This window comes from Bradyrhizobium sp. URHC0002 (genome assembly GCF_054059515.1).
In genome coordinates, this window is record NZ_JBSSCF010000001.1 from 5,818,093 (window position 1) to 5,834,056 (window position 15,964).

Below are 15,964 nucleotides of genomic sequence, written 5' to 3' on the forward strand. Positions count from 1 at the left end.
TTATTAAAGCTTTCCGAATCCCTGGTCGCAACTACCAGGATATTTCTCTGTCTGAAGCCGGCGGTCCCCCAGAACCGCCAAGTGTTCAAACCTCAAGCTCTGGAACGATAGCCTTCAAATGCATGGGCAAGAAAAATGCCTGCGCTCACCAGGCCCATCAACGTTGTAACCGTCTCGATCATCGCACAAATCCTTTGCGCCCCTGCAATCCACAAAACGACTCCACCGTTGCACAGTCAAAAAGATTCACGGGCTGGAATTGCAGATCGGTCATGAGTGATGATTTGCTGCAACAGATTGTCTGAAAGCGGCACAAGGACGGATGCGACGAGGGCGCATACACAGTGAATCGAGGCGCTGTTCCCGTAAATCAACGGATACGCAAATCAACCATTCATTTACTACGCGGGAGCGGACCCCATTTCCGCCGTGTTCCGGTTGCGATATCTTCACGTCGTGATGCGGAGGTGGGCCGCATCGTGGGGAATGGCCGCAACCGCTTCAACGTAGGCAGTCGGCCGCTGAAAATGGTAATTGGGGCGATGGGGATTCGACGGCCAAAAGCGATCGTCCTGGCGGCGCGTGGTACTGTTGCCGTGGCAACGTGCCTGCTCCTTGCCAACTGCGCCTCATCCAGCAAATTCGCCAGCCGCGTCGATCCCAAATATGGCGTCTCCTCGAGCCCTCGCGTGGTGGCGCTCGGGGAAACCGTTCCGAAGGGCGGGGGAACCTACCGCGTCGGCAAGCCCTACACCGTCGCAGGCCGGGTCTACGTGCCGGAAGAGGATCCGAACTATCGCGCCGAGGGAATGGCTTCCTGGTATGGCGACGACTTCCACGGCCGGCTGACAGCCAATGGTGAGGTTTTTGACATGACCTCGCTGACGGCAGCCCATCCGACGCTGCCGATCCCAAGCTACGCCCGCGTCACCAATGTCCGGAACGGCAAATCGCTGATCGTGCGGGTCAACGACCGCGGCCCCTACCACGGCAACCGCCTCATCGACGTCTCGAACAAGGCCGCGGAACTCCTTGAATTCAAAGCAAATGGCGTCGCTCAGGTCCGCGTTGAATATGTCGGCCGGGCGCCGCTGGAGGGTTCCGACGACCGCCAGTTGCTGGCAACGCTCCGGACCGGCGAGCCCGCGCCGTCCCCGTCCACGGTCCGGGTCGCTTCGGCCCGTCCGTTTGTGCCCGAGGTATCGTCGTCCGCGGGCCGCATCCGGGGCGAAGTTCCGATGCCGGAGGGGCGGCCCTATAGCCTCGGCAATAGCTCGGCCGACTACGCCTCGATCAATGCGACTTCCGAAATGTCGGCCTCCAGCCGTTCCCGGGGCCGTGCCGTGGAAAACCCGCGCGCCGTGTCCTACGAGAATGATGCCAGCTATGCGGCGCCGAGCCAGGCTTACCTAGCGGTCGATCCGCGGGGCCCAAGCGAAGTGCTGAGCGGGCGGGGGCTGTACTAACCCTTCAGGAAGTCGATCAGGGCGGCGTTGACCTCGTCGGGCCGCTCCTGCTGGATCCAGTGACCGGCCCCGTCGAGAATCAGTTTTTGCCGCAAGTTCGGCAGCACGCGCTCCATCTCCTTGACCAGCTTGGCGCCGATCAACCCGGTAATGACGCCATCCTTCGATCCCGCGATGAACAGGGAGGGCTGATGGATTTGCGCGCCCTGCCACGGCGCGGTCAGTTCCCAATTGCGGTCGATGTTGCGATACCAGTTGAGCCCGCCGCGAAAGCCGGAGTCCCGGTAGACGGCCGCGAAATAGGCGAGGTCGGCCTCGGTCAGCCAATTCGGTAAAGGCCGATTCGGATCGGCGCCGGCGAGGAATCCCTTGCCTTCCTGAACATATTGGTGGGCCGCCGGATCGGAGAACCCGCGCCCGGCCAGCACGATTCGCATTGTCGCAGCGACATCGCGCTCGAACTCGGCTTCAGCCACGCCAGGCGGCTGAAAATATTGCCAGTAGAAATTGGTGATGCCGTTCTGCCGCAAGGTTTCGAGCGGCAGGCCGCGTCCGCGGGAGGGGGGTGGAACGCTGAGGCCCGCAACCCTGGTGAAGACGTCGGGCCGGAACATCGCCGCGTGCCAGGCAACCGGCGCACCCCAGTCATGGCCGACAATGACGGCCTGCCTTTCGCCAAGCGCCGCCACCAGCCCGACCATGTCGCCGACATTATGCAAGATGGTGTAGGCGCCGACATCGGCTGGCGCGCTGGTCCGGCCGAACCCGCGCATATCCGGGGCGACGACGTGGAATCCGGCTTCCGCGATGGCTCCGATCTGGTGCCGCCAGGAATAGGATAGTTCGGGCCAGCCATGGCAGAGCAGCACCAGCGGACCCTGTCCTTCCTCGACAACAAAGAAGTCCAGCCCATTGGCGGAAATGGTGCGTGAGGATGGCATCGCGTTTCCGCCCTGTTTTTCGTATCTTGTCGGGAAGTTGCAGCATCGCCACGATACGTTCCTTCGTCCGGCGCCGCAATCGGATCGGCACGGCGGGACAATCCAACGCCTGTGTTGTTTGCGATACTTCCAACTGGTAGAGCATGACCCGGAAAAGTGGACGCCAGTTTTCCGATCAGGTCATGCTCCAGATATGAACGAGAGCGCGATGGCGGCGCCATCGCGCTGGAGAACGCAGGGATTCAGGACATCGCCGATGGCAATCGAGACCTTCGTTTCCCGCAAAGCCGACGCCGCGGCTGCCGTCCCGTGGCGCGGCCTGATGGCCGCCGTCGTAGCGCTTGCGGTCGGTTGGGGCGGGATCGTGTACGCCGCCAACAACAGCGTGCAGGGCGCGCCGAAGAAGGAAGAGGGCGGCTTTGACGGCGACGCGCCGACCGCGATCCTGATCGAGGCGTCCAGCGGCAGCGTGCTGTTCGAGAAGAGCGCCGATGAATTGCGGGCGCCGTCCAGCATGATGAAGTTGATGACGGTCGAGGTCGTCTTCAACGCCCTCAAGGAAGGCAAGGTCAAGCTGACGGATGAATACCGGATCAGCGAGAACGCCTGGCGCAAGGGCGGTGCGCCGGCCGGCGGCTCGACGATGTTTGCCATTCTCAACAGCAAGGTGTCGGTGGACGACCTGCTGCATGGCGCGATCATCCAGAGCGGCAATGATTCCTGCATTGCGCTGGCCGAGGGCATGGCCGGCAACGAGCGGATCTTTGCCGCCGACTTCCTGACGAAGCGCGCCCGCGAACTCGGCTTGACGAAGTCGACCTTCGGAAACTCCAACGGCCTGCCCGATCCCGCCAACAAGATGACGGTGCGGGAGCTGGGAAAACTGGCCCGCCACCTGATCCTGACCTATCCCGACATGTACAAATTGTTCGGCGAGAAGGAGTTCACCTGGAACAAGATCCGGCAGCAGAACCGCAACCCGCTGCTGAACACGCTCAACGGCGCCGACGGGCTGAAGACCGGTTACACCAAGGAGGGCGGCTACGGCATGGTCGGCTCCGCCGTGCAGAACGACACGCGGCTGATCGTCGTGATCAACGGGCTCGAGGATCCCGACGATCGGGCCTCCGAGGCCAAGAAGATGCTGGAATGGGGTTTTCGCAGTTTCGAGACGCGCACGCTGTTCGCGGCCAACCAGCAGGTCGGCTTTGCCAAAGTATTCGGCGGCGAAAGCCGCTCGGTGAAGCTTGCAAGCCCGGAGCCGATCAAGGTGATGGTGCCGAAGAACGGCAGCGAGAAGCTGATCGCGCGCATCGTCTATAGTGGCCCGGTGCGGGCGCCGGTGAAGGCTGGCCAGCCGGTCGGTGTCGTCAAGGTATGGCGCGGCGCCAATATCGCGGTGGAGGCGCCGGTCTATGCCGCGGAAGCGGTCGGCACCGGTTCGACCATGCGCCGCGCGATCGACGGCGCCAGCGAGCTCGTCATCGGGATGTTCCGCGCGAGCGCAGAGAAGCTCTGAGCATGACCCAGGCAACGCTGCAGCGGCCCTCCGGACGCGGGAAGTTCATCACGTTTGAAGGCGGCGAGGGCTCCGGAAAGTCTACGCAGATCAAGAAGCTCGCCGAGCGTCTCGGGGCGGAAAAGCTGCGCGCCATCGTTACCCGGGAGCCCGGAGGCTCGCCGGGCGCGGAAATCATGCGGCATCTCGTGCTGTCGGGAATGGGCAAGCTGCTTGGACCGGACGCAGAGACGTTGCTGTTCGCAGCCGCCCGCGACGATCACGTTCGCACCGTCATCCAGCCGGCGCTCGGGCAGGGAACGTGGGTGCTGTGCGACCGCTTCTCGGATTCGACCCGCGCCTATCAGGGCCGCCTGGGGCAGGTAGCGCCGGGCGTGCTCAACGCCATGCAGCGCGTCACCATCGGCGATCTCAAGCCGGACCTGACCATCATTCTGGATATCCCGGTTGAAGTAGGTCTACAGCGCGCGGCCGCGCGCCGCGGCAGCGGCGTGCCTGACCGTTTCGAGTCGGAAGACCTCCAGTTTCATCAGGATCTTCGCGACGCCTACCGGCAGATCGCCGCCGAAGACCCGCAGCGCTGCGTGCTGATCGACGCCAACGCCGATGCCGGCACGGTCGCTGCCCGCGTCTGGACTGCACTGCGCGATCATGTGTTCGCGGCCCCGAGCCCGGCGGACACAGCATGAGCGCGCGCAAGACCGAGCAGGAAGTGGCGGTCAGGCATCCCCGCGTAACCGCCGATCTGTTCGGCCATCACGAGGCCGAGATGGCATTGCTCAATGCCTATCGCAGTGGGCGCATTCCGCATGCCTGGCTGATCGGCGGTCCGCAGGGCATCGGCAAGGCGACGCTGGCCTATCGCATGGCCCGCTTCGTGCTCGCGAATTCCAGGCCCATGGCGCCTTCGGTGCAACAGGCCGAGACGCTCGCGCTCGATCCGAATGATCCCGTCGCGCGTCAGATCAGGGCTGGTGCGCATGGCGGACTGCTGGTGCTGGAACGCGGCCTCAACGATCGCGGCGTGATGCGGACCGTGATTACCGTCGACGAGACGCGGGAGACGATCTCGTTCTTCGGCTCGACCGCGGCGGTGGACGGCTGGCGGGTCTGCATTGTCGACACCGTCGACGAGCTCAATCCGAACGCCGCCAACGCGCTGCTCAAGATCCTCGAAGAGCCGCCGCAACGATCGCTGTTCCTGCTTGTCAGCCATTCGCCGGCGCGGGCCTTGCCGACGATCCTGTCCCGTTGCCGGAAGTTGCCACTGAGGCCGCTCGCGACCGACGACGTCATTCGCGCGGCGGTGCGGGCCGCTGACATTGCACCCGACGATCCGGCGCTATCGGAGGCGGCCGATGCCTCGGAGGGGAGCGTGTCGCGCGCGCTGACGCTGCTCGGCGGCGATGCGCTGAAGCTGCAGCAGCGGACCGCAGCGCTGCTGGCGACGCTGCCGCAGGTCGACCCGCGCGAGCTGCACGCGCTGGGCGACGCGCTTGGCACCAGCGACCGGGTGGCGCTGGCGGCTTTCATTGACGGCATCGATCGCTGGATCGGCGAAAAGCTGCGCACTGGCGACGCCAACGCGAATCTGCCCCGCCTTGCACGGCTGGCTGAGGTATGGGAAAAGATCGTCCGCGCCGCGCGCGACACCGAATCCTATAATCTGGAGCGAAAACCGCTGGTTTTCTCGGTGTTTGGGATGCTCGCGGAAGCGACGCGGTAACGCTCCGTCCAACAATAATCCCTGATATCGTTGAGTTGAAAAGGAATTCGTGGTGGCGAAGGCTGGAAAGAAAGCTTCGAAAAAGGGCAAGGCGAAGAAGACTCGTAAAGCGCTGCCCGCCCGCGCCAGCAAGAAGGCCGCGGCGAAAAAGCGTGCCGCCAAGAAGGGTGCGACGAAGAGCAAGCGCGTCGTGAAGAAGTCCGGCAAGGCGTCGAAGAAGGCTGCAAAGAAAGCCGCGCCGAAGTCACCCAAAAAGGCTGCGAAGAAAACAGTCACGAAGTCTGCCAAGAAGCCTGCCAAAAAATCGGCAAAGAAATCCGCGGACAAGACGACGAAGACGGGCGCGGTAGCGGCGCAAGAAACGAATCCCGTCGTACCGGCGGCCCCCGTAGCTAAACGTGCAAAACCAACCACGCCGCGCGCGAAGCCGGCTGCCGCCGCCCAACCGGCGGTGGCTGCCGAGCGCGACACCTATTTCATCACCACCGCGATTGCCTATCCCAACGGCATTCCGCATATCGGCCACGCCTACGAGGCGATCGCGACCGATGCGCTGGCGCGGTTTCAGCGGCTCAACGGCAAGGATGTGTTCTTCCTCACCGGCACCGACGAGCACGGCCTGAAGATGGTGCAGACCGCCGAGAGCGAGGGGCTTGGCGTCGCCGAACTCGCCGCACGTAATGCCGGGCGGTTCAAGGAAATGGACGAGCGGCTCAATGTGTCGTTCGACCGCTTCATCCGCACCACGGAGCCCGAGCACCATCGTTCGGTCCAGGTGGTCTGGAGCCGGATGCAGCAGAACGGCGACATCTACATCGACACCTATGCCGGCTGGTATTCGGTGCGCGACGAAGCCTATTACGCCGAAGAGGAAACCGTCCTCGGTGAGGACCAGGTGCGCCGCGGCCCGCAGGGCTCGCCGGTCGAATGGGTCGAGGAGAAGAGCTACTTCTTCAAGCTGTCCGCCTATCAGGACCGCCTGCTGGCGCTATACGAGAGCCAGCCGGACTTCATCGGACCGGATTCGCGCCGCAACGAGGTCATCAGTTTCGTGAAGGGTGGCTTGAAAGACCTCTCGATCTCGCGCACCACCTTCGATTGGGGCGTCAAGGTGCCTGATGATCCCGAGCACGTGATGTATGTCTGGGTCGATGCGCTGACCAACTACATCACCGGGGTCGGCTTCCCCGACGAGAGCGCTTCGAACTGGCGATACTGGCCGGCGGATGTGCACATCATCGGCAAGGACATCATCCGCTTCCACGCGGTGTATTGGCCGGCGTTTCTGATTTCGGCCGGCATTCCCGTACAGAAGCGGGTCTATGCGCACGGCTTCCTGTTCAACAGGGGCGAGAAGATGTCGAAGTCGGTCGGCAACGTCGTCGATCCCTTCAATCTGGCCGATCAGTACGGCGTCGACCAGATGCGCTATTTCTTCCTGCGCGAGGTGCCGTTCGGACAGGACGGCAACTACAACCATGAGGCCATCGTTGCGCGCATCAATGCCGACCTCGCCAACGATCTCGGCAACCTGGCGCAGCGCTCGCTGTCGATGATCGCAAAGCAACTTGGCGGCGTGCTGCCGGAGCCCGGCGAATTCACCGACAACGACAAGGAGATCCTGGCGGAGGCAGACGCCATGCTGGCGGCATCGCGGACCGCGATGGCCAGCCAGCAGATCCATCAATGGCTGAACGTGGTGTGGTCCGTGGTCGCCGAAGCCAACCGCTATTTCGCGGGCGAAGCGCCGTGGGCGCTGGCCAAGACCGATCCGGCACGACAGAAAACCGTATTGTATGTGACGGCAGAAGTCGTGCGGCAGGTCGCCATCCTGACCCAGCCGGTGATGCCGGATGCCTCGAGCAAGCTGCTCGACAGCCTCGCCGTTCCCCAGGACGCGCGAGACTTCGCAGCGCTCAGCACGCGGATCAAAGCCGGCGCAACCCTGCCGCCGCCGGTCGGCGTGTTTCCGCGCTACGTCGAACCAAAGGCGGATTGAACCGTTTGCAAGCCATGCTCGTCGACAGCCACTGCCATCTCGACTTTCCGGATTTTGCCGAAGATCTCGACGGCATCGTTGCGCGCGCCGAGACCGCCGGGATCGGCCGCATCGTCACCATCTCGACCCGGGTGAAGCGGCTCGGCGGGCTGCTGGCTATCGCCGAGCGATTTCCGAACGTCTATTGCTCGGTCGGCACCCACCCGCATCACGCCGATGAGGAAGACGGCATTCCAGCGAGCGAGCTGATCGAGCTAACCAGGCACCCGAAGGTCGTGGCGCTGGGCGAGGCGGGATTGGATTATTTCTATGAGCATGGCTCCCGCGAAGCGCAGGAGCGCGGTTTTCGTGCGCATATCGCAGCCGCCCGCGCCACCGGACTGCCGCTCGTGATCCACACCCGCGAGGCGGACGAAGATTGCGGCCGCATTCTCGAGGAGGAAGTGGCCAAGGGAGCGTTCCGCGCGGTACTGCATTGCTACACCGGCGGGCGCGAACTGGCGATGAAGGCGATTGGTCTCGGCCTGTCGATTTCGTTCACGGGCATTTTGACGTTCAAGAAGTCCGAAGCCTTGCGCGAGCTCGCCGCCGAGCTCCCGGCTGATCGCATCATGGTCGAAACCGACTCGCCGTATCTGGCGCCCGGCAAGTTTCGCGGCAAGCGCAACGAGCCGTCCTACGTCGTCGAAGTCGCAAAAGTGCTGGCAGAAACGCGCGGCGTCTCGCTGGAAGAAATCTCGCGGCAGACCACTGAAAACTTCTTCCGGCTATTTTCAAAAGTGCCGGCACGAAAGGCCGCGGCATGACGGTGACGCTGACAATCCTCGGCTGCGGTTCTTCGGCAGGCGTGCCGCGTCCGGCCCTCGGCTGGGGCGCCTGCGATCCCAACAATCCAAAAAACCGCCGTCGCCGCTGCTCGCTGCTAGTCGAGCGTACCGGCGCGCACGGCACCACACGGATCGTCATCGACACCTCGCCCGACCTGCGCGAGCAGTTGATCGACGCCAATGTCGATCACATCGACGCGGTGTACCTGACACATGAACATGCCGACCAGACCCACGGCATCGACGATCTGCGTTCGGTCGTGCTGCACCAGCGCCGGCGCATTCCGGTCTATTTCAACCAGTCGACCGCCAAAGACATCATGGCGCGGTTCTCATATTGCTTCATCGCGCCCGAGGGCAGCGACTATCCGCCGATCCTGACGCGGCATTCGATCGAAGCGGGCGAGAGTCATGAGGTCGAAGGGAAGGGCGGACCGGTGAAACTCTCCGCCTTCCTGGTTCATCACGGCAGGATTCCCGCGTTGGGCTTCCGTGTCGGGGCCGCCGCCTACACGCCCGACCTCCACGACATCCCTGCGGAGAGCTGGCCGGCGCTGGAGAACCTCGATCTCTGGATCGTCGACGGGCTGCGCTATGCCGGCCATCCCAGCCATTTCAGCGTCAGCGACGCGCTGTCATGGATCGATCGCTTCAAGCCGAAGCGCGCCGTCATCACCAACATGCATTCCGATCTCGATTACGAGGTGCTGCGCCAGAGCCTGCCGGCCGGCGTGATCCCGGCCTATGACGGAATGCGGCTGGAGCTCGGCTAGGACACACAGCGCGGGATCTCGGCGACTACGGCGGCGTTCGGTACGATCGAGCGCAGATCGACGTCGCGGGCAAGCGCCACATAGTCTTTCGTCTCCGCTGTTCTCAGATAGGTGGTGAAGTAGATCGCGCCGTCCGGCAGCTCGCCCGCCTTGCATGCTTGCGGCCGTACCGAAATCGAGATCGAGCCTTTCTGGCCCGAGCTTTGGGCCGAACTTTTCCTGGCAATCAGCTCAGCGCGAAAGGCCGCGAGGCGGGCGAGATCGGAATCGTCGATGCGATAGGCGAAGATGTGGCTATCGGCGCTGGCCTCACGCGTCAGCTCGGCTGGTTCGGGTATCTCACGCAGTATGAAGTCGCGCGCTTCCTCAGGCGTGCGCCCGACCTGCACCGCAATCCGCAACGCAACACCATTTGGCCGGGGCCGCAGGGTGCGCGGCAATTTGATCGCGGCGCGCAGTTGCACGGGGTCCGAGGTCTCGAAGTCGACGCGGGCGAGCCTGACCATCGAGGTGACAGGCATATGGGCTGCAGCCAGCCATCGCCAATATCGACAGAACGCGCGGGAGACGGTGCAGCAGAAATCTGGAGTTCATTGGGAGCAACCATATTGACGATGATAATTTATCGTAATACGATAATTATGTCTCGCGTCAATAGGATTGGCCCAATGACCCCATTCAACCACTCGGATCGACTCCGACGCTTCTCCAAGGCTATGGCGATGCTGACCACGCTTGGCATGTTGCTGATCGCCGTCGCCATGATCCTGGTATTTCTCGTTCCCGACTGGACGCGAAACCTCCTGTTGGCGCGACTGGGCCAGGCAGGGCACGACCTTTCATTGTCGCCGGGGCACCTGATCGCCGCTGCAGCCATCACCGCCGTTCCGGTCGGTGTCTTGCTGTTCGGGCTGTGGCAGGTCCGCGCGCTCTTCCTGAATTTCGCCAATGGTCAAGTATTCACGCTGGCGAGCGCCCGCCTGCTGCGTGATTTTGCCGGGGCCGTGCTGGCGCAAGCCGTCCTTGGACCGATCTCGTCGACGGCGTTGTCAATCGCGCTCACATTGAACAATCCGCCGGGCAGCCGCCAGCTTGTTATCGCCCTGTCGGTGCACGACTATCTGGCGCTGATTGTCGGCGGCGTGCTGCTGGCGGTCGCCTGGGTCATGGTGGAAGCAACCCGTATCGCTGATGAAAATGCGTCCTTCGTCTGAGGGGATAGCGATGCCGATCACCGTCAATCTCGACGTCATGCTGGCGCGGCGGAAGATGCGCTCGAAGGAGCTCGCCGAACGCATTGGAATCACTGAACAGAACGTCTCGCTGCTGAAGTCGGGCAAGGTCAAGGGCGTGCGCTTCGACACGCTCGCGCTGATCTGCGAGGCGCTGGACTGCCAGCCCGGCGACATACTGGAATATCGCGATGCCGCGGGCACCGAGCCCGCCCGTCGCGCGCGCGGCTAACGCGCCGTCCTCGCCGACACACATTCTAGACTAAATGACACCCCGGCAGGCCCTTTCGCCTGGCGTCATACCGGCCTATGACGGAATGAAGCTGGCGCTTGAGAACTCAGACAGAGAAGGTCGCGCATCCAAACACGATCGCAGGCCGCGGAGGAGTTTGATGATTGGCCTGTTCTTTGAAGTTCAGACAAGGCCCGGGCACCGCAATCAATATCTCGATCTCGCGGCGTCGCTGAAGCCAGATCTCGAGGCGATGGGCGGCTGCCGCTTCATCGATCGCTTCAGGAGTTTGACGCGGGAGAACCTGCTGCTGTCCTACCAGATCTGGCAGGACGAGGGAGTTTTGACGGCGTGGCGGGCCCACGCGCGCCATCATGATGTTCAGACCATCGGCCGCGAGAGGGTCTTTTCCGACTATCGCATCCGCGTCGCCCAGGTCATTCATGAACAAAGGCCCGGACAGCCGGTCTGGCAGCCCGAGCGGCGCACGCCCTATAACGACCCCGCAAGGCGCAAGCCGACCTATATCCTCGCCTCGGAATCGAAGCATGCCACGCTGGCGGCAGAGACCGATTGGCGCCGTGACGCTTTCGCAAGCGTCTATCGCGAGGAGCATTTTGCGCATTTGGTCGATTTACCGGACGATCGAGCCGGTATCGAATTCGGCGCACGCCTGTTTGCCGATCCGACAACCCAGTACTTTCGCATCTTCGAGGTCATGCGCGATTACGGAATGTACGAGCGGACCGAAGCGCCGCAGTACTATCCGCCGGTCAGCAGTGTGGGCGCGTAAGCGCCGTGCCCACCATTCAGACGGGCTTCACGCTTCGCGAATACCAGAGCACGGCCGCCGCCGACAAAACCGCGAGCAGCCAATAGCTCGTCGCGTAGCCGATCTCGACGATGCCGACCACACCGAAGAAGGCGCCGGCGGCGAGGCCGACATCGGTCCAGGTCGCGAAGGAGGCGAGCGCCGCGATGCGGTCGGTCGATTTTTGTGCGGCGAGGACTGGCCCCACCGTCGCCAGCAGTGCGCGCGAAACGATCACGACGATGGTTCCGAAATAGACGTGTCCGGTTGCAATGGTCGCCAGACCTGCTGCGACCGCCAGACTGCACGGCAGCAGCAATCGTTCCGCTCCGAGGCGATCGGTCAGCGGCCCGCTGAACAGCGCCAGCACGATGATCACCACGCGCTGCAATGCCAAGAGCGCCGCGGCGCTGATGATCGCCGATGCCACTGAACAGCAGCACGAAGCCGCTGAGCAGGCCGTAGGCGAGGGTGGATAGGGCTCCTGCCGCACAGGCTGCCGCCGTCAGGACGTTCGAACCATAGGTGCGCGCCAGTGGCGCCACCCAGCCATAGCCGATGATGCGAACGACGCGGTTGATCGACAGCAGCACGCCGACCGTGAACGCGTCGAACCCGAAGGTTGACGCATAGAGCGGGAGCACGATGTAGATAATGGTGTCGCCGAACCAGACCAGCCCGAGGCAGGACGCCGCGATGATGGTGTTGCGATAGCCCTGTGGGCCGTCCCGCGATCGTTGTTCCTGTCGATTCAAAAGCGTCCGCCGTCCCGGCGCAGGCCGGGACCCATAACCCCGGTCATCTGAGAGAAGGCATAATACTTCAGTAAACCCATGATCACCGTTAAGCCGAAATCGCTTTCGCCGAATCCACCTGGTTGCGCAGGAGGAACTTCTGGATTTTGCCCGTAGATGTCTTCGGGATCACGCCGAACACCACCGCCTTCGGGGTCTTGAAGCCGGACATGTGGCCGCGGCAGAAGGCGATGATCTCGGCCTCCGTCGCCTTGGCACCGTCTTTCAATTCGACGAAGGCGCAGGGCACTTCGCCCCATTTCGAGTCGGGCTTGGCGACCACGGCTGCAAACAGCACGGCCGGGTGCTTGTAGAGGACGTCCTCGACCTCGACGGAGGAGATGTTCTCGCCGCCGGAGATGATGATGTCCTTGGAGCGGTCCTTGATGATGACGTAGCCGTGCTCGTCGAGCACACCGAGATCGCCGGTGTGAAACCAGCCGCCGGCGAAGGCTTCTTGCGTTGCCTTCTCGTTCTTCAGATACCCCTTCATCACGATATTGCCGCGGAACATCACCTCGCCGATGGTTTCGCCATCGCGCGGCACCTCCTGCATGGTCTCGGGGTTGAGCACGGTGACGGCTTCCTCGAGCGGGTAGGGCACGCCCTGCCGGCGCTTCATCTGGGCGCGCTGGTCGGCGGGCAGTTCGTCCCAACCCGGCTGCTCGGCGCAGACGGAGGCGGGGCCGTAGACCTCGGTCAGCCCGTAGACATGCGTCAGCTTGACGCCGATGCTTTCGGCGCCTTCGAGCACGGCCACCGGCGGCGCGGCGCCCGCGATCAGTCCAACCACGGGACGCGCGGCCTTGCCCTTGGGCGCGCCGGGTGCGTTGATCAGCGTGTTGTAGACGATCGGCGCGCCGCACATGTGGGTGACGCCGTGCTGCGGGATCAGCTCGAAGATTTTCGCCGGATCGACCTTGCGAAGGCAGACATTGATGCCGGCGGAGGCCGCCACCGTCCACGGAAAGCACCAGCCGTTGCAGTGGAACATCGGCAGCGTCCACAGATACACCGGATGCTGGCCGAGATTGCCGGCCAGGATATTGCTGACGGCATTGAGATAGGCGCCGCGGTGATGGGTCACGACGCCCTTCGGGTTGCCCGTGGTGCCCGAGGTATAGCTCAACGCAATCGCGTCCCATTCGTCGGCCGGCAGCCTTGCGACGAACGCCGGATCGCCCACAGCTACCGCCGCCTCGTATTCGAGTTCGCCAATCCGATTGCCGCCCGCAAACGCCGCATCGTCGACATCGACAACGAAGGGTTTTGGGCCCTTCATCAACGTCAGCGCTTCCGCGATCACACCAGAGAATTCGGGATCGACCAGGATGATTTTCGCGCCGCCATGGTCGAGCTGGAAGGCAATCGACGGCGCATCGAGCCTGATGTTCAGCGCGTTCAGGACGGCGCCTGCCATCGGTACGGCGAAATGCACTTCATTCATCGCGGGTATGTTGGGCAGCATCGCCGCAACGGTGTCGCCGTTGCCGATACCGCGACCAGCGAGCCAGGACGCAAAGCGCCGGCACCGCTCGTAGGTCTCGGCCCAGGTAAAGCTGCGGCCTTCATAGACCGTGCTGATGTGATCGGGATAGACGGCGGCGCTGCGGGCGAGGAAGCTGAGCGGCGTCAGCGGCACGTAATTCGCCGGTGTCTTGTCCAATCCGATGCTGTACTGGTTCTGGGCTGCGCTCATCGGCTGTGTCCCATCTGAAAAGTTTGACTTACAAGAACCCGATCGAAATCCACGGGAAGATCGCCACGATAATCAGGCCGACCATCAGCGCCAACAGGTAACCCCAGATCGGCCGGATACCCTCGGCCGGATCGACGCGTCCGATGGCGCAAGCCGCATAATAGCCCACTCCGAAGGGCGGCGCGAATAGTCCGATACCCATCGCGAGAATAACGATCATCGCATAATGGACCTCGTGGACGCCCACGGCGCGGGCGATGGGAAACAATAGCGGCCCGAACAGCACAATCGCCGGAATGCCCTCGAGCACGCTGCCCAGGATCGTGAAAGCCACGATCGAGACCGCGATGAACGTCGCCGAACCACCGGGCAGGCCGGTCATGGCGGCGGCAAGCGTCCGCGAAAAGCCGGATTGCGTCAGGCCCCAGGCCATGCCGGTGGCGCAGCCGATGATCAGCAGAATCGCGCCCGACAGGCACGCGGTCTCGATCAACATTGGCATGATCCGCCGCCAGTCGAAATTGCGGTAGATCAAGAGGCCGTAAATCAGGTAGCCAACGATTGAGGCATAGACGATGCCGATGGTTGAAACCTCGGTCGCGGTCGCAATGCCCTCGACCACGGCGTAGCGGATCACGAACGGCAGCGCGATGGCGGGCAGCGCGATGAGAAACGCACGGGCGATCTCGCCGCCGCTCGCCCGCGTGACGTGCCGCAGATCCTCGTTCCGGTAACGCCACCACACCAGCGCCGACAGCGTGATTGCAAGCACCAGGCCCGGCAACAGGCCGCCGGTGAACAGCGCCGCAATCGAGACGCCAGTCACCGAGCCGATGGTGATCAGCACGAGGCTCGGCGGAATGGTTTCGGTCTGCGCACCGGTCGCGGAGAGGAGGGCGACCAGATCGCCCGGCTTGGCGCCCCGCGCCTTCATTTCCGGAAACAGCACCGGCGCCACGGCCGCCATATCGGCCGCCTTGGAGCCCGAAATGCCTGACACCAGATACATCGCCCCGACCAGCACGTAATGCAGCCCGCCGCGGACATGGCCCAACAGGCTCGCCAGGAACGCCACCATGGCGCGCGCCATGCCGGTCATTTCGATCAGGAGGCCCAGGAACACGAAGAGGGGCACCGACAACAGGATCAGATGGCTCATGCCCTCGTCCATGCGCCCGACCAGCACCATCAGCGGCGTGCCCGTGGTCAGCGCCAGATAGCCATAGGTCGCAAGCCCGAACCCGAACGCGATCGGCACGCCGGCAAAGACGCAGAAGCCGGCGACGCCGACAAAGAAGATGATCAGATTGAGATTGCCAAGCGGTTTCAGTGAGCCCCTGAGCAGCCAGAAGATCGCGATGACGAGTGCGACCGACAGGATCGCAGCCAGCATGGTCCGGACGTTGCCCGATCGGGCCAGCCGCAGGAAGGCAAACAGCGCCATCAGGCCGATGCCGACCGGCAGCGCTGCGGCACGCCAGCTATTGGTGATCTGCAGCGCCGGCGTGGTGATGTAGCTTTCTTCGTAGGCGTATTCCCAGGCTGGCCAGGCAATCAGAAGCAGAAATGCCAGCGCAGCCGAGGTCGCCACCAGATCGAGATAGGCACGCATGGCCGGCTTCGCACTGGCGACCACCGCCGTCATCCGCATGTGCTCGGCGCGGCGGAATGCGACCGCGGCCCCCAGCATGGCGAGCCACAGGAAAAGGATCGAGGCCAGTTCGTCCGACCAGATCAGCGGCTGGTGCAGGGCATAGCGCGCCACCACGCCGGCAAACAGGATGACGATTTCGGCGACGACCAGCAGCGCCGCCGGAACCTCGACCAGCATTCCCAGCGCATGTTCGATCGAGGCCAGCAGTGAACGGCGGCGAGGGGGCTGCCCCACCTCTCCGCCAACCACGTCGCTCAGTTCGGCATGAGCCACGACGGCCCCTCACTTGTG

General features: G+C 63.4%; 15 protein-coding genes and 1 pseudogene. 10 read left to right on the plus strand and 6 right to left on the minus strand.

Annotation, left to right across the window (positions count from 1 at the left end):
* The first annotated feature begins 542 nt into the window (after positions 1–542).
* Complete coding sequence (locus ACVWVY_RS28440; RefSeq protein ID WP_456629478.1) at positions 543–1,466, plus strand: septal ring lytic transglycosylase RlpA family protein; 924 nt, start codon at positions 543–545, stop codon at positions 1,464–1,466.
* On the opposite strand, the gene ACVWVY_RS28445 is transcribed toward ACVWVY_RS28440, so the two are convergent.
* Complete coding sequence (locus ACVWVY_RS28445; protein ID WP_456629479.1) at positions 1,463–2,407, minus strand: alpha/beta fold hydrolase; 945 nt, start codon at positions 2,405–2,407, stop codon at positions 1,463–1,465. The genes ACVWVY_RS28440 and ACVWVY_RS28445 overlap by 4 nt on opposite strands.
* Before the next feature lie 322 nt (positions 2,408–2,729).
* On the opposite strand from ACVWVY_RS28445, the gene ACVWVY_RS28450 reads away from it, so the two are divergent.
* The 6 genes from ACVWVY_RS28450 to ACVWVY_RS28475 are packed head-to-tail and all read left to right on the plus strand — an operon-like array spanning position 2,730 to position 9,251.
* On the plus strand, positions 2,730–3,926 hold the full coding sequence (locus ACVWVY_RS28450) for a D-alanyl-D-alanine carboxypeptidase family protein (protein ID WP_456632328.1): 1,197 nt from the start codon (positions 2,730–2,732) through the stop codon (positions 3,924–3,926).
* Positions 3,927–3,928: 2 nt separating this feature from the next.
* Positions 3,929–4,615, plus strand: coding sequence for a dTMP kinase (tmk, locus tag ACVWVY_RS28455; protein WP_456629480.1), 687 nt, complete (start codon positions 3,929–3,931; stop codon positions 4,613–4,615).
* The gene (locus tag ACVWVY_RS28460; RefSeq protein WP_456629481.1) at positions 4,612–5,652 is read left to right on the plus strand and encodes a DNA polymerase III subunit delta'; all 1,041 of its coding nucleotides are present in this window, start codon (positions 4,612–4,614) and stop codon (positions 5,650–5,652) included. Before tmk ends, ACVWVY_RS28460 begins: the two co-directional genes overlap by 4 nt.
* Before the next feature lie 52 nt (positions 5,653–5,704).
* Positions 5,705–7,651, plus strand: coding sequence for a methionine--tRNA ligase (gene metG / locus ACVWVY_RS28465; protein ID WP_456629482.1), 1,947 nt, complete (start codon positions 5,705–5,707; stop codon positions 7,649–7,651).
* Between the two features lie 14 nt (positions 7,652–7,665).
* Positions 7,666–8,457 (plus strand): TatD family hydrolase, encoded by a 792-nt coding sequence (locus ACVWVY_RS28470; RefSeq protein WP_456632329.1) that lies wholly within the window; start codon positions 7,666–7,668, stop codon positions 8,455–8,457.
* Positions 8,454–9,251 carry an MBL fold metallo-hydrolase gene (locus tag ACVWVY_RS28475; RefSeq protein ID WP_456629483.1) on the plus strand — a complete coding sequence of 266 codons (798 nt, stop codon included), beginning with the start codon at positions 8,454–8,456 and terminating at the stop codon, positions 9,249–9,251. The genes ACVWVY_RS28470 and ACVWVY_RS28475 overlap by 4 nt, the downstream gene beginning before the upstream one ends.
* Here ACVWVY_RS28475 and ACVWVY_RS28480 read toward each other — a convergent pair.
* Positions 9,248–9,772, minus strand: coding sequence for a hypothetical protein (locus ACVWVY_RS28480; protein WP_456629484.1), 525 nt, complete (start codon positions 9,770–9,772; stop codon positions 9,248–9,250). The genes ACVWVY_RS28475 and ACVWVY_RS28480 overlap by 4 nt on opposite strands.
* 195 nt (positions 9,773–9,967) lie before the next feature.
* Between ACVWVY_RS28480 and ACVWVY_RS28485 the strand changes: the two genes are divergently transcribed.
* The 3 genes from ACVWVY_RS28485 (at position 9,968) to ACVWVY_RS28495 (ending at position 11,508) form a co-directional block, all read left to right on the plus strand.
* A complete protein-coding gene (locus tag ACVWVY_RS28485) occupies positions 9,968–10,465 on the plus strand; it encodes a DUF2975 domain-containing protein (protein ID WP_456629485.1) in 498 nt (165 codons plus the stop codon).
* A gap of 10 nt (positions 10,466–10,475) precedes the next feature.
* Entirely contained in the window at positions 10,476–10,715 is a 240-nt protein-coding gene (locus tag ACVWVY_RS28490; RefSeq protein ID WP_456629486.1) for a helix-turn-helix domain-containing protein, read from the plus strand.
* A 160-nt stretch (positions 10,716–10,875) separates the two neighbouring features.
* A complete protein-coding gene (locus ACVWVY_RS28495; RefSeq protein WP_456629487.1) occupies positions 10,876–11,508 on the plus strand; it encodes an antibiotic biosynthesis monooxygenase family protein in 633 nt (210 codons plus the stop codon).
* A 16-nt stretch (positions 11,509–11,524) separates the two neighbouring features.
* Here the strand turns inward: ACVWVY_RS28495 and ACVWVY_RS28500 are convergent, their stop codons facing one another.
* The 4 genes and pseudogenes from ACVWVY_RS28500 to ACVWVY_RS28515 form a co-directional block, all read right to left on the minus strand.
* Complete coding sequence (locus ACVWVY_RS28500) at positions 11,525–11,956, minus strand: hypothetical protein (RefSeq protein WP_456632498.1); 432 nt, start codon at positions 11,954–11,956, stop codon at positions 11,525–11,527.
* A gap of 49 nt (positions 11,957–12,005) precedes the next feature.
* Positions 12,006–12,281: pseudogene (locus ACVWVY_RS28505) on the minus strand (hypothetical protein); the annotation flags it as partial.
* Positions 12,282–12,369: 88 nt separating this feature from the next.
* Complete coding sequence (locus ACVWVY_RS28510; protein ID WP_456629488.1) at positions 12,370–14,019, minus strand: acyl-CoA synthetase; 1,650 nt, start codon at positions 14,017–14,019, stop codon at positions 12,370–12,372.
* 28 nt (positions 14,020–14,047) lie between these two features.
* Positions 14,048–15,946 (minus strand): TRAP transporter large permease, encoded by a 1,899-nt coding sequence (locus ACVWVY_RS28515; protein ID WP_456629489.1) that lies wholly within the window; start codon positions 15,944–15,946, stop codon positions 14,048–14,050.
* Positions 15,947–15,964 lie beyond the last annotated feature (18 nt).

Coding starts and splice junctions, on each gene's coding strand:
- ACVWVY_RS28440 (WP_456629478.1), top strand. CDS start 543: ATGGGGATTCGACGGCCAAAAGCGATCGTCCTGGCGGCGCGTGGTACT.
- ACVWVY_RS28445 (WP_456629479.1), bottom strand. CDS start 2,407: ATGCCATCCTCACGCACCATTTCCGCCAATGGGCTGGACTTCTTTGTT.
- ACVWVY_RS28450 (WP_456632328.1), top strand. CDS start 2,730: ATGGCCGCCGTCGTAGCGCTTGCGGTCGGTTGGGGCGGGATCGTGTAC.
- tmk (WP_456629480.1), top strand. CDS start 3,929: ATGACCCAGGCAACGCTGCAGCGGCCCTCCGGACGCGGGAAGTTCATC.
- ACVWVY_RS28460 (WP_456629481.1), top strand. CDS start 4,612: ATGAGCGCGCGCAAGACCGAGCAGGAAGTGGCGGTCAGGCATCCCCGC.
- ACVWVY_RS28470 (WP_456632329.1), top strand. CDS start 7,666: ATGCTCGTCGACAGCCACTGCCATCTCGACTTTCCGGATTTTGCCGAA.
- ACVWVY_RS28475 (WP_456629483.1), top strand. CDS start 8,454: ATGACGGTGACGCTGACAATCCTCGGCTGCGGTTCTTCGGCAGGCGTG.
- ACVWVY_RS28480 (WP_456629484.1), bottom strand. CDS start 9,772: ATGCCTGTCACCTCGATGGTCAGGCTCGCCCGCGTCGACTTCGAGACC.
- ACVWVY_RS28485 (WP_456629485.1), top strand. CDS start 9,968: ATGGCGATGCTGACCACGCTTGGCATGTTGCTGATCGCCGTCGCCATG.
- ACVWVY_RS28490 (WP_456629486.1), top strand. CDS start 10,476: ATGCCGATCACCGTCAATCTCGACGTCATGCTGGCGCGGCGGAAGATG.
- ACVWVY_RS28495 (WP_456629487.1), top strand. CDS start 10,876: ATGATTGGCCTGTTCTTTGAAGTTCAGACAAGGCCCGGGCACCGCAAT.
- ACVWVY_RS28510 (WP_456629488.1), bottom strand. CDS start 14,019: ATGAGCGCAGCCCAGAACCAGTACAGCATCGGATTGGACAAGACACCG.